13 protein-coding genes are annotated in these 11256 nt (G+C 62.4%); 9 read left to right on the top strand and 4 right to left on the bottom strand.

All coding sequences use genetic code 11. The features are described from left to right. Together M1247_RS13415 and M1247_RS13410 are read left to right on the top strand one after the other, a co-directional pair. Complete coding sequence (locus M1247_RS13415; protein ID WP_317156836.1) at positions 1 to 1077, top strand: 2-oxo acid dehydrogenase subunit E2; 1077 nt, start codon at positions 1 to 3, stop codon at positions 1075 to 1077. A 289-nt stretch (positions 1078 to 1366) separates the two neighbouring features. After that, positions 1367 to 2113, top strand: a complete 747-nt coding sequence (locus M1247_RS13410; protein WP_317156835.1) for an SDR family NAD(P)-dependent oxidoreductase — start codon at positions 1367 to 1369, stop codon at positions 2111 to 2113. Between the two features lie 144 nt (positions 2114 to 2257). Here the strand turns inward: M1247_RS13410 and M1247_RS13405 are convergent, their stop codons facing one another. Then, positions 2258 to 2491, bottom strand: coding sequence for a TetR/AcrR family transcriptional regulator (locus M1247_RS13405; protein ID WP_317156834.1), 234 nt, complete (start codon positions 2489 to 2491; stop codon positions 2258 to 2260). A gap of 174 nt (positions 2492 to 2665) precedes the next feature. Between M1247_RS13405 and M1247_RS13400 the strand changes: the two genes are divergently transcribed. Genes M1247_RS13400 through M1247_RS13375 form a run of 6 tightly spaced genes read left to right on the top strand, consistent with a single transcriptional unit; the run spans position 2666 to position 8330 of the window. Further along, entirely contained in the window at positions 2666 to 3712 is a 1047-nt protein-coding gene (locus M1247_RS13400) for a branched-chain amino acid ABC transporter permease (RefSeq protein ID WP_317156833.1), read from the top strand. Beyond that, complete coding sequence (locus M1247_RS13395; RefSeq protein WP_317156832.1) at positions 3709 to 4701, top strand: branched-chain amino acid ABC transporter permease; 993 nt, start codon at positions 3709 to 3711, stop codon at positions 4699 to 4701. Before M1247_RS13400 ends, M1247_RS13395 begins: the two co-directional genes overlap by 4 nt. Continuing rightward, positions 4698 to 5483, top strand: a complete 786-nt coding sequence (locus M1247_RS13390) for an ABC transporter ATP-binding protein (RefSeq protein WP_317156831.1) — start codon at positions 4698 to 4700, stop codon at positions 5481 to 5483. Before M1247_RS13395 ends, M1247_RS13390 begins: the two co-directional genes overlap by 4 nt. Beyond that, on the top strand, positions 5470 to 6189 hold the full coding sequence (locus tag M1247_RS13385) for an ABC transporter ATP-binding protein (protein WP_317156830.1): 720 nt from the start codon (positions 5470 to 5472) through the stop codon (positions 6187 to 6189). The genes M1247_RS13390 and M1247_RS13385 overlap by 14 nt, the downstream gene beginning before the upstream one ends. Before the next feature lie 60 nt (positions 6190 to 6249). Next, the gene (locus M1247_RS13380; RefSeq protein ID WP_317157030.1) at positions 6250 to 7506 is read left to right on the top strand and encodes an ABC transporter substrate-binding protein; all 1257 of its coding nucleotides are present in this window, start codon (positions 6250 to 6252) and stop codon (positions 7504 to 7506) included. Between the two features lie 26 nt (positions 7507 to 7532). Further along, positions 7533 to 8330 (top strand): SDR family oxidoreductase, encoded by a 798-nt coding sequence (locus M1247_RS13375; RefSeq protein ID WP_317156829.1) that lies wholly within the window; start codon positions 7533 to 7535, stop codon positions 8328 to 8330. 38 nt (positions 8331 to 8368) lie between these two features. Here the strand turns inward: M1247_RS13375 and M1247_RS13370 are convergent, their stop codons facing one another. Further along, complete coding sequence (locus M1247_RS13370; protein WP_317156828.1) at positions 8369 to 9157, bottom strand: lysophospholipid acyltransferase family protein; 789 nt, start codon at positions 9155 to 9157, stop codon at positions 8369 to 8371. Positions 9158 to 9274: 117 nt separating this feature from the next. On the opposite strand from M1247_RS13370, the gene M1247_RS13365 reads away from it, so the two are divergent. After that, positions 9275 to 9724 (top strand): nitroreductase/quinone reductase family protein, encoded by a 450-nt coding sequence (locus M1247_RS13365; protein ID WP_317156827.1) that lies wholly within the window; start codon positions 9275 to 9277, stop codon positions 9722 to 9724. A 3-nt stretch (positions 9725 to 9727) separates the two neighbouring features. Here the strand turns inward: M1247_RS13365 and thiD are convergent, their stop codons facing one another. Both thiD and M1247_RS13355 read right to left on the bottom strand, forming a co-directional pair. Then, positions 9728 to 10534, bottom strand: a complete 807-nt coding sequence (gene thiD / locus M1247_RS13360; RefSeq protein ID WP_317156826.1) for a bifunctional hydroxymethylpyrimidine kinase/phosphomethylpyrimidine kinase — start codon at positions 10532 to 10534, stop codon at positions 9728 to 9730. 99 nt (positions 10535 to 10633) lie between these two features. Next, positions 10634 to 11191, bottom strand: a complete 558-nt coding sequence (locus tag M1247_RS13355) for a type 1 glutamine amidotransferase domain-containing protein (RefSeq protein WP_317156825.1) — start codon at positions 11189 to 11191, stop codon at positions 10634 to 10636. Positions 11192 to 11256: the final 65 nt, after the last annotated feature.

Raw genomic sequence — 11256 nt, 5'->3', positions numbered from 1 at the left:
ATGACGACCGCAGACGTCGACATCACGATTACGGTTCCGGAATTGGGCGAGGCCGTCGTCGAGGCCACCATCACTCGATGGCTCAAATCAGTGGGTGACGCAGTGGAATTCGACGAGCCACTGCTGGAAGTGGCCACCGATAAGGTCGATACGGAGATCCCCGCGCCCGCGGCCGGTGTCCTGATCGAAATCATCGAGCCCGAAGACACGGTCGTCGCGGTCGGTGCGACGATCGCACGGCTCGGCGTCGCCCCGCCCGACGCGGTCTCTCAGCGGCAACCGGAGCCGGCAACCCAACCACCGGCACCCACGCAGACTCCCGACGATCTGCAGCTTCGCGGTGAGGAAGAGGCCGCAGATCAGGCTGACCGGGTCGAAACGTTGCCGCGGATCCGTCGGACCATTGCCCGAAGAATGCTTGAATCACTGCAGATTTCGGCACAACTGACAACGGTCGTAGAGGTTGACCTCACCACGATCGCAGGGCTGCGTGCCGAGGAGAAGCAGGCATTCTTCGACAGGACCGGTACCAAACTGTCCTTCCTGCCGTTCGTCGTCGTGGCCGCGGTCCAAGCGTTGGGTGAGCATCCCATCATCAATGCCTCATTGGACCCCGACTGCACGGAGGTGACCTACCACGGCGCCGTGCACCTGGGCATGGCGGTCGATGGTCCGAAAGGCCTTATGGTGCCGGTGATCCGCGACGCCCAGAACAAGAGCATCGCAGAGATCGCCCAATCTATTGCTGAGTCGGCGACCGCGGTTCGCGAGGGCACGATACGCCCCGATGACCTGAGCGGTGGCACGTTCACCATCACCAACACCGGCAGCCGCGGCGCTCTGTTCGACACCCCGATCATCAACCAACCTCAGTCCGCCATCCTCGGTGTGGGCGCCGTCGTCGAACGCCTGGTGCCGCAGCATGACCATGGCAGCTTGTTGATCGGCACCCGGTCGATGGCGTATCTGTCGCTGTCCTACGACCATCGAATCATTGACGGGGCCGACGCTGCTCGCTACCTCTCTACTGTGCGGACACGGCTGGAAGCGGGGTTTGCACGGGCGGAGCTGATGTGACGGCCGACAGCGCGTCGTCACTTGCTCCTTGGGACGTCGGGGCGCGCGTAACCTCCGAAGACGTGGCGCGCATGGTGAGGTTCGCGGCCCGCTGGGAGTATTCGGGACTGGGAGACGAGTTCATCTTTCCTGAATTTGGGATTGCTGCACCTGACTTCTACAAGCGGCTACTGGGCATCATGCAGTCCGCACAGCGCCCGCCGATGACGGAGTCGGATTCTGAACGACTCGTCGCCTTCTGCAGATCCAGGTTGCAGACCAGCCAGGAACAGCGATCGCGACATGTGGGATGAATGAAACTCCTCGTTCGGCGTTGATCACCGGAGCTTCGCGCGGAATCGGGCTGCAGATCGCCAAACAGCTGGCCACACACCGTATGGGGCTGACGATCTCCTCCCGCACGGAGTCTGACCTCGATGCCGTCGCGCCGATGCTGCGCGAGCTCGGCGCGCCGACGGTCACCGTGGCTGCTGTTGACATGACCGATGTCGACGCGCTCCCACATCTCGTCACGCGTCATCGGCAAGCACACGAGGACTTGAGCGCGTTGATCGTCAACGCCGGTGTAGGCACGGCCGGTCCGGTCGCCGCCTATCCTCCCGCGCGAATGGATAAAGCCCTGACAGTCAATTTCCGGGCTCCTTTCGCGCTTGTCCAAGCCGCCCTGCCATTGCTGCGCGAATCGGCTGCCAGGAATGAAGTACTGGGTGCGAAAATCATTGTCCTTGCGTCGATCACAGGCGTATATGCCGAGCGGGGTCTGGCGGCGTACGGTGCATCGAAGGCAGCTGTCTTATCCCTGGTGGAGGCGCTGAACGCTGAGGAAGCGGCACACGGGGTCGTCGCCACTGCGATTGCCCCCGGCTATGTCGATACCGACATGTCCGCATGGGTTCATGACCAGATCCCACCACACACAATGATCTCGCCCGAGGACATTGCGATACTCGCGACGTCGTTACTGTCGCTGTCGCGCAGGGCCATGATTTCCCGAATCATCGTCGCTCGTGCGGGGACTGACGGATTCCATGCGTGACGCGCGTTGCGCCGGCATCGTTCCCGCCATGGCCCGCGCACTGTTCAAATAGTGATTGGCTGACAGTTTTCGCCGAGCAGACACCTGGGTACCCCGCAGCGGCGCAAACGGGCACACACGTGTCTGCTCGCCACCGCGGTCGAGCTACTCGTGCAGTGACTCCAAGGGTTTCTCAACGACGGCAATGAGAAGAGCCTGCTTGTTCTGAAAGTGGTTGTAGAGCCCCGGGCCGGAGATCCCGGCCCTCGCGCACACCATCCCGACCGTGACTGAATCATATGGATGCTCCACAAACAGATCGGCGGTTACTTCCAGCAGCACCTCCCGGCGTGAGGTGCCGTCGGCGGGCGCTCGTGACGGGCGTCGGTCAGTCGTCATACCAGAACGCAGCCGCCGCCAACCGTGAACTGCTCTGGTTGTTTTCGAGAAATGATCACCGATCGAGGTTAATTCGTATTAATATTTGCCTCGAAGTCTTGAGCTCGACCGGCGGGTGATGGCGGCCTGAGCCGATCGCAATCCAGCGTTATGAACTGCAGTTTGAGCTTATGCATGCGTGTTGAAGCCGAGATGAATCCTCCCGTTGACAACCCTCACGACCCGCTCTACGTTAATCACAATTCACTTCGACGAAAGCTATTCAACTATGCGGTGCATCTTCATGAGCGAAGGCGAGGAAACTCCGCCCCGGGGATTCCGGGACGGATCGGCATCGACGGTGAAGGCGAACCCGTGTTGATCGTTGTCGCAGCGGGCTTGGTCAGCGGCGCGGTCCTGTTGCTTGCCACAGTGGGTTTCGAGCTCGTGCGCCGCGCCGAGGGCTTTCTGAACATCGCCCACCCGCAGCTGCTGGTGCTCAGCGGATTCAGTGCCTATGGGTTCAACGTACTTCTTGGACTACATTGGATGTTGGCCTGCCTCTTGGCTATCGCCGTCACGACGCTGGTGGGTGTGGTGACAGCACGCCTTGTTTTCTGGCCGATGCGTGGGCGGCCGCACCATATCCCGATGATCGCCTCAGTCGGCCTCGCGTTTTTCATGCACGCAGTAATCGAGTTCTTCACAGGGTATGGCGTGAAGACGATGGACGTACCGCTGCGCGAGACGTTGCGCGTCGGTGATGTTGCGGTAGCGAGCGTCGACCAAATCTCAGTTGTCATTATCGCTGCGTTTGTGGTTGCAGCACTGCATATGTGGCTGTCGCACTCCTATAGTGGTCGCGCTCTGCGCGCGATGGCAGACAATCAGGCTCTGGCTCAAGTCCGTGGTGTGAACACCGCTTATCTCCAGTACCTGACGTGGACTGTCGCCAGCGCCTTGGCGGCACTGGCGGGAACGCTCATTGCCGTCACCGCACGCATCTACCCCGAGCTTGGCTGGGACCAGGTGTTGCTGATTGCTGCCGCCGCGATCATCGGCGGTCTCGGCAGCATTTATGGCGTCATGATCGCAGCCGTTGTGGTCGGCCTGACCTCCAGTTTGGCAACGCTTGTCATCCCGTCCGAGTACACCCAGATGGTCATCTTCGCGGTCATCGCCCTAGTTGTTTTTGTGAGACCAGATGGACTCTTCAGCGGTCCGAAGGAGCGTGTCGCATGAGCTCACTTCTCATCCTCGGTGGACTGGCCACCATCATGGGCATCTACGCAGTCGCGGGGCTTGCGTTGAACCTCCAGTTCGGAATCGGGGGCATGGTGAATTTTGGCGTGGCCGCCTTCTTCGGGGTTGGCGCCTACGCGTACGCGTTGACCGTCATGCCTGCCCAATCAGGTTCATATACCTATATTCTCGGGCTCGGACTGCCGTGGTGGGCGGGCACCATCATCGGCGGGCTCGCATCGGCCTTGCTTGCGCTCATTGTTGGTAGCGCATTGCTCAGGGTAGGAGGGGAGTACCTCGCAGTAGTGGCGTTGGCTTTGGCTGAGATGATCCGCCAGCTCTTCATCAACCAACCAGCTATCGCCAACGGAGCGCGCGGGCTTCTCGATGCGCCAGTTCCGAGGCTCGAGAGCATCCCGGGGCGTGCCCAGGCGCTGCTTCTCGCCGTGATCGTGCTGTTCGCTCTGGGTATCAGCTTTCTGGTATTTCAGCGCGTGACGCGTTCCTCGTTCGGCCGCAGCCTGCTCGCGGTGAACCAGAACGAGGCGGTCGCGAAATCGATTGGCGTCAACGTCTATGCGGTGAAACTGAAGGCTTTTGTCTTCGCCTCGTTCTTCATGGGCCTCGCCGGCGTCATGTACGTGTGGTACCTGTCCATCCTGACGCCAACGTTCTTCAATGTGAATATCACCTTCACGGTATTCATCGCTGTGATTATCGGTGGGCTGGGCAGCAACGTGGGCGCGGTGCTCGGTGCCGTGGTGCTGCTGGGCCTACGAGAAGGCCTGACCTACATCCATGTCGACATCATCACCCCAGAGCTCATGGCGAGCGTTCAAGACGCACTGCAGGGCCTTGTTCTCATCGTCATCCTTCTGTTCTGGCCCGGAGGTATCTTCCGGCCGCGACTCCCCATCTACAAACCTCCGGGTGAGGCGCCCGGAGTGCCTGTGCTACTGGCTACTTCCTCTGCTGGAGGGCGCTCATGAGTGCATCCGACCACATGCTCGAAGTGGAGGGTCTCGTCATGTCTTTCGGTCAGCTTCGGGCCCTCGACGAAGTTCACCTCACGGTGCGTCGTGGCAAGATCACCGGCCTGATCGGGCCCAACGGTTCCGGAAAGACAACTCTGTTCAACGCAGTGTCAGGGTTCCTCGCGCCAGATGCCGGAGCTGTCAGGTTCGACGGCCGCGACATCACGGGTTCGCCAACGTATCGGCTGGCGCGGATGGGCCTGAAACGGACCTTTCAGAACATCGCGGACTTCACCGACATGTCGGTGATGCAGAACCTACTGGCCGGAGTGCGGGCGAATCCCGGCGAGCACCTGTGGCGGCTGTTCACGTCGCGTCGTGAGGTGGCGTCGGGGGAGCACGACCTTGAGCGCCGAGCTTGGCAGTTGCTCGATCGGATGGGGCTGACTGCCTTGGCGAACACGCGCGCCGGCGACCTGTCGATCGGACAGGGGCGACTGGTGCAGATCGCCCGGCTTCTCATGGATCCGCCGTCCCTGTTGATGTTGGATGAGCCGTCCTCGGGTCTCAATCCCGAGGACCAGCAGCGTCTTTCGGCAACGGTACGTGGGCTCCGTGACGAAGAGGGCATGACTGTGCTGGTGATCGAGCACAACATGTCGTTCATGAATGCGATCTGCGATGCGCTGTACGTCATGCATGACGGCCGCGTCATCGCGAACGGGCCGCCAGCGGAGGTCATCCGCGATCCCCTCGTCATCGAGACCTATCTGGGAGTGCGAAGTGCCTCTGCTTGACGTCGAAAACCTGACAAGCGGCTACGGCCGCCACACGGTGATCCGTGGCGTTTCACTGACTGCTGACCAAGGCGAGATCACTGCCATCATCGGGCCGAATGGCGCAGGCAAGACAACACTGGTGCAGACCATCGCCGGGATTGTCGACGCACGCGGTGGAAGTGTGAAGCTTGGGGATGGGCTGCTCAATGGGCAATCACCACGAGATCGCGCCCGCCAAGGCCTCGGGTATACGCCTCAGCTACGCAACGTGTTTGGTGCCCTGTCCGTCGAAGATAACCTTGAAGTCGTCACACATGCCATGCGCCTTCCACGAGGTCGCATGGATGAGGTACTCGAGCTTTTTCCGATACTGGCCGAGCGCCGCAAGCAGCGGGCGGGGACGTTGTCGGGTGGGCAACGACAGCAGCTCGCGATCGCGTCGTCTCTGCTGATGAAGCCGCGGCTCCTGATTTTGGACGAGCCGACCACAGGCCTTGCTCCTCAGATCGTCGATTCGCTGATCGAACAGATTCGCGTCATAGAGCGAGGCGGTACAGGCGTTTTATGGGTCATCGAAGAGCATCCAAGTCAGATCCTGCCCCTGTGCAACCGCGTGTACCTCATGGATTCGGGCGAGATTCATCACGAGGCGAATGGGGCGGAGCTACTTTCAGACCCCGGCTTTGCAGAGATGTTCCTGGGTGCTCGAATCCCACAGGCATAGCCAGTCCAGACCAATTCCACGCTCAAAGTGGCTTTCTCATCAGGAGATTCGATTGTGAATATGTTCGGTGCCACTGCACAAAAGATGCTCGCCGTCGTCGTCGCTGCGACGACAAGTATCGCGCTGTCAGGATGCGGTGGTGGCGGTAGTGACACGGCCGTCATCGGGGTGGCCGCACCTCTGTCCGGGGAGGCAGCGGTTTACGGTGGCCCCGTCGACACAGTCACTCGAGCGGTGGTGAACCGCGTCAACGAACTTGGCGGTATCAACGGCACCAAACTGGAAGTCGTCAGCGAAGATGAGAAGTTCAACGCGGAGGACGGAGTCCGTGCGGTGACCAAGCTCATCAACAAAGACGATGCGCAGTTCATCATCGGTCCCACCTCGGCGACGTTCATGGCGACGTTGGGGCAGGCGGAGCGCAACACCGTGGCAATCGCGTCCCCTTATTCGGGCATCGTCGAATTCGACGATCAAGCCAACCCCTACACCTTCCGGACAGTGGGTCCGGATACGTTCGACGGCCTGACAGTGGCAAAGAACATCTGGGACCGGGGATTCAAAACCCTGTCGATCATGTACGAAAATTCTGACTCGGCACGCAGCACATCTTCTTGGGTGGAAAGCTTTTACACGAAACTCGGTGGGAAGGTCGTTGCAAAGGTCGCGTTCAACGGAGGCCAGGGGTCCTATCTGCCGGAGGTGCGCAGCGCTTTCGCGCCTGAACCCGAAATGGTGTTCCTGGCCGGCTCGGTCGAGCCTGCCGTCACGCTGGTGCGCGAGTGGGCACGGCAGGGCATTCCGGGCCACTGGTCCTTTATCGCTGAGCTGACGTACCCGGTCCTGCTCGACGAGGTGGGGCCCCAATTCCTCGAGGGTGCATTCGGGCAGGCCCCTCTCGCGGCGGAGTCACCGGCGACGGAGGGAATGCGCCAGTTGTTGGTCGAGGAGTATGGGGAGGAGAAAGGCGGGCATATCGTTCAGCAGCCATCAGCAGGTACGGCATACGACGCGATTGTCTCAGCACTGTTGGCAATGGCGGCCGGCGGTGAGCCCACTGGTGCTGCGGTGGCTGACAACCTGCATAAGGTGACTGATTCCGGTGGTACTCCGGTATATACCCTGGATAAGGGTTTAGAGCTTCTCGCGGCGGGCGAGACGATTGATTATCAGGGTGCTTCGGGGCCGGTGGATTTCACGAAAACGAATACAGCCACATCTGACTACGGGGTGTATCAGGTCACAGGCGGACAATGGAAAGTAGTGCAGCGGTACGCCGGACGCGAGTTGTACCACTTGGCAGAGGAACTGAGCTGAGAGGGCTCCGAAGCTAGGCGGTATGCATGGACATCGAAGACAAGGTTGCGATCGTCACCGGCGGTGGATCAGGCATCGGCAAGGCAATATCGGAAGGGTTGGCCGCAGCTGGAGCGCGCGTCGTCGTCGGCGATCTCGATGCATCCGCCGCTGCCCGCACGGCCACCTCTATCGGTGCCGCCGCGGTGGTCGGTGCCGCCGATGCGAGCACCGGCGACGGCATCGCGTCGCTCATCACCCTCGCCGAACAAGAATTCGGCCCGGTGGACATCTACATCGCCAACGCCGGGATCAGCGGAGTCAACGGGCTGGGCGGCGAAGCCGACTGGGACCGGATCCTCGGCGTCAACCTGCGTGCGCACATCCGCGCCATGGAACAGCTGCTGCCCGGCTGGCGGTCTCGTGGTAGCGGCTATTTCGTGTCCGTCGCATCGGCAGCCGGCCTGCTGTCGCAGCTCGGCGCGGCGGGCTATGCGGTCAGCAAGCACGCCGCCGTGGGGTTCGCGGAGTGGTTCGCCATTACCTACGGCGACGACGGGATCGGTGTCAGTTGCATATGCCCGCTGGGGGTGGACACTCCACTGCTGGACGCGGTCCGCGCCTCCACCGAGTTGTCCGGCCGGATCGGTGCAGAGTCGATTGTCCAATCGGGTCAGGTGATCAGCGCCGCTGATGTCGCCGCGGCGACGCTGGAGGCCGTACGCGCTGACCGCTTCCTGGTGCTGCCGCACCCCGCGGTGCTCGACATGTACCGCGGCAAGGGCAATGACTACGACCGATGGATAAGCGGCATGCGACGGTATCAGCGCACGCTGCGGGGTTAGCTCACTTGCCCATGGCCGAAGCCGCCCGGTGGCTGCTGTCAGCCCAGGACCGGAAACCGTCGCTGCGATGCCAGACGGTCGAGCGCGGTTTGCATGACGTCGCGGATATGCGCGTCGACTTCGTCGACATCAGGGTCGGCGCCGAAGCGGGCGGTGATGTCGATCGGCGGCAGGACCTCGGTGATGATCTTGGTCGGCAGCGGCAGATTGGGTGGTAGCAGCACGCTGAGGCCGAAGGGCACGCCGAAGCTGACCGGCAGGATGTCGAGCCGGATGCGACCCAGCCCGAGGCGCTTGGCCAGCCAGTTGCCCCTGGTGAGGAACAACTGGCTTTCCTGCGCACCGATCGAAACGGTGGGCACGATCGGAACGCCGGCCGCTAGGGCGGTACATACATATCCGGTCCGCCCGTTGAAGTCGATGGTGTTCGCCTCGGAGGTCGGCCGGTAAGCGTCGTAATCACCCCCGGGAAACACCAGCACGACCGCTCCGGCGTGCAGGGCCGCCGCGGCGTTCTCACGGCTGGCGTGGATCACGCCCAGCCGGCGCAGCATCCCGCCCGGTCCGAGCAGCACCCCGTAATGCGCGAGCGTATACAGCGGTCGGTCATAGCCGAAGTGGCGATAGAACTCCGGCGCAAAGACCAGCACATCAGGTGTCAGCATGCCGCCGGAGTGATTTGCCACTACGAGCGCTGCGCCGCCTTCCGGAATGTTCTGCAGGCCGCGGACCTCGGGCCTGAACCACGCTCTCATGATCGGGTGCGCCCACGACTTCACCTGGCGGATCACGACAGGGTCCCACTCGTCGAGTTCAGGCTGGTCCATCGCGCCTCCCGTCGTCAGCGCTCAAGGAGTACCCACGTTGTCGGCGCTCTACCGCCCGTGCCGGGGCAGGGAGGATGATTGGCAGTCTTCCGACCACGTGAAAGAGTGGGTGAGGCCATGCGTATCCCCGACAAGGCGCTCGATGCGAGCGCCTGGATGCTTGAGAACGGGCACAGGGTTTTGCTGAAACTCTCGGGTGGTCGGTATCCGCGCAGCGTGATGGGCATGAAGCCGGTCGAACTCTTCACCACCGGTCGGAAGTCGGGGAATGTGCACGGCACGTTGCTGACCAGTCCGCTGTATGCGCCCGACCGGGTGGTGCTTGTCGCCTCGAGAGGCGGCGCGCAGGATCATCCTGATTGGTACAAGAACCTTGTCGTGACCCCCGATATTGAACTGGTGGTCGACGATCGCCGGCTGGCCATGCGGGCTCGGACCGTTGATTCAGCTGAGCGCGCGGCTCTTTGGCCGCAGGTGGTGCGCGCGTACAAGGGCTACGGCCAGTACCAGCTCAACACGGATCGGGAGATTCCGGTGGTGGTGTGCGAGGCCCGGGAACAGGTCTGAACGTTATCGCGGTGCGTCGGACGCGCCCTGCCACACGGCGTCGAAGGGCGTGTTTCCGCTTACCCGGTCGACAATCCCGGCCGTGGTGAAGTCTTTGGCCAGACGGACCGCGTCCGAGACCTCCGATCCCTTGGCGAGTGCGGCGGTGATCGCCGCTGCCAGTGTGCATCCCGCGCCGGCCACCCGTGCGTGTCCGACCTTCGGGGTGCGCAGGATTTCGGCGTCCGTGCCGTCGAAGAGGACGTCGACAGCGTCGTCCCCGGGGAACTCGACTCCGCCTTTCACCACGACGTAGCGCGGCCCGAGATCGGCGATGCGGCGGGCGGCTTCGACGAGATCGTCGACCGTGTTGAGGTCGTCCATTCCGGACAGCGTGCGAGCCTCGAACAGGTTGGGTGTGGTCACGGTGGCCAGTGTCAGGATCTGCCGGCGTAATGCGGTGTCGGTGTCGAGGGCGGCGCCGGGCTCCTGGCCTTTGCAGATCAGCACGGGGTCGACGACGATGTGCCGCCATGGCTGCCGGGCGAGGGCGTCCGCTACGACGTCGATCGTTGCGGGGGTGCCCAGCATGCCAATCTTGACGACATCAAGATCATATGCCGATGTCGCGGCCTCGATCTGGTCGGCGACGACCTGCGGCTCAACGGGTACGAAGCGGTGAGCCCAGTTCGCCTTGGGGTCGAATGACACGATGCACGTCACGGTTCCGATGCCATAGGTGCCGAGCTGCTGAAAAGTGCGCAGGTCCGCTTGTAGGCCGGCGCCGCCGGTCGCTTCGGATCCGGCGATGACATAGGCGAGGTCAACCACGTCTACGAGCCTACGACAACGTGTACAGCGTCACGGTTCTGGCGTGTCCGGGCTCGACGCCGCGGCCCAAATATCGTGCAGCGGAGGCATTGTCAGGACTCAGGTGTGGGCCGGTGTGTTGGCGAACTGATCGGTGATCGCCTGACAAAAGGCGGGCAGGTCTTTGGGGGAGCGACTGGTGATGAGGTTGCCGTCGACGCAAACCTCCTGGTCGACGACGGTCGCACCGGCGTTACGCAGATCGGTGCGCACGCTGGGGTAGGAGGTCAGTGTCCGGTCCCGCACGACGTCGGCCTCCACCAGCGTCCACGGCCCATGGCAGATCGCGGCGACCGGCTTGCCCGACCGGACGAAGTCGCGGACGAACCCCACCGCCGCCTCGTCGAGTCGCAATTTATCGGGGTTGACGGTTCCGCCGGGCAGCACCAGGGCGTCGAAATCATCGACCTTGACCTCGCCGACTGCCAGGTCGACCGGAACCGTGCCCGCGGGTTCCAGATCGTGGTTGCGGGCCTGGATTTCTCCGGTCTTCAGCGACAGCAGCTGCACCTGTCCGCCCGCATCCTCGACGGCGGCGCGCGGTTGTTCGAGTTCGACGAGTTCGACGCCGTCCGCGGCCAGAAAAGCGATCTTGCGTCCTTGCAGCTCGTTGGGCATGAGTGCTCCTAAAGTTCGTACTTCGGCTCACGACAGGGTTACCCGTAACAGCGGGCTTGAATCCC

Origin of the sequence: Mycobacterium appelbergii (assembly GCF_032883035.1) — a bacterium.
Classification (GTDB): domain Bacteria; phylum Actinomycetota; class Actinomycetes; order Mycobacteriales; family Mycobacteriaceae; genus Mycobacterium; species Mycobacterium appelbergii.
The sequence above is the reverse complement of the archived record's forward strand: the minus strand, read 5'-3'. Positions and strand labels throughout refer to the sequence as shown.

Bases quoted from the DNA above. Each gene is read 5' to 3' on its own strand.
- M1247_RS13390 (WP_317156831.1), top strand. From the start codon at position 4,698: ATGAGTGCATCCGACCACATGCTCGAAGTGGAGGGTCTCGTCATGTCT.
- M1247_RS13410 (WP_317156835.1), top strand. From the start codon at position 1,367: ATGAATGAAACTCCTCGTTCGGCGTTGATCACCGGAGCTTCGCGCGGA.
- M1247_RS13375 (WP_317156829.1), top strand. From the start codon at position 7,533: ATGGACATCGAAGACAAGGTTGCGATCGTCACCGGCGGTGGATCAGGC.
- M1247_RS13380 (WP_317157030.1), top strand. From the start codon at position 6,250: ATGTTCGGTGCCACTGCACAAAAGATGCTCGCCGTCGTCGTCGCTGCG.
- M1247_RS13355 (WP_317156825.1), bottom strand. From the start codon at position 11,191: ATGCCCAACGAGCTGCAAGGACGCAAGATCGCTTTTCTGGCCGCGGAC.
- M1247_RS13395 (WP_317156832.1), top strand. From the start codon at position 3,709: ATGAGCTCACTTCTCATCCTCGGTGGACTGGCCACCATCATGGGCATC.
- M1247_RS13415 (WP_317156836.1), top strand. From the start codon at position 1: ATGACGACCGCAGACGTCGACATCACGATTACGGTTCCGGAATTGGGC.
- M1247_RS13370 (WP_317156828.1), bottom strand. From the start codon at position 9,157: ATGGACCAGCCTGAACTCGACGAGTGGGACCCTGTCGTGATCCGCCAG.
- M1247_RS13365 (WP_317156827.1), top strand. From the start codon at position 9,275: ATGCGTATCCCCGACAAGGCGCTCGATGCGAGCGCCTGGATGCTTGAG.
- M1247_RS13405 (WP_317156834.1), bottom strand. From the start codon at position 2,491: ATGACGACTGACCGACGCCCGTCACGAGCGCCCGCCGACGGCACCTCA.
- M1247_RS13400 (WP_317156833.1), top strand. From the start codon at position 2,666: ATGCGTGTTGAAGCCGAGATGAATCCTCCCGTTGACAACCCTCACGAC.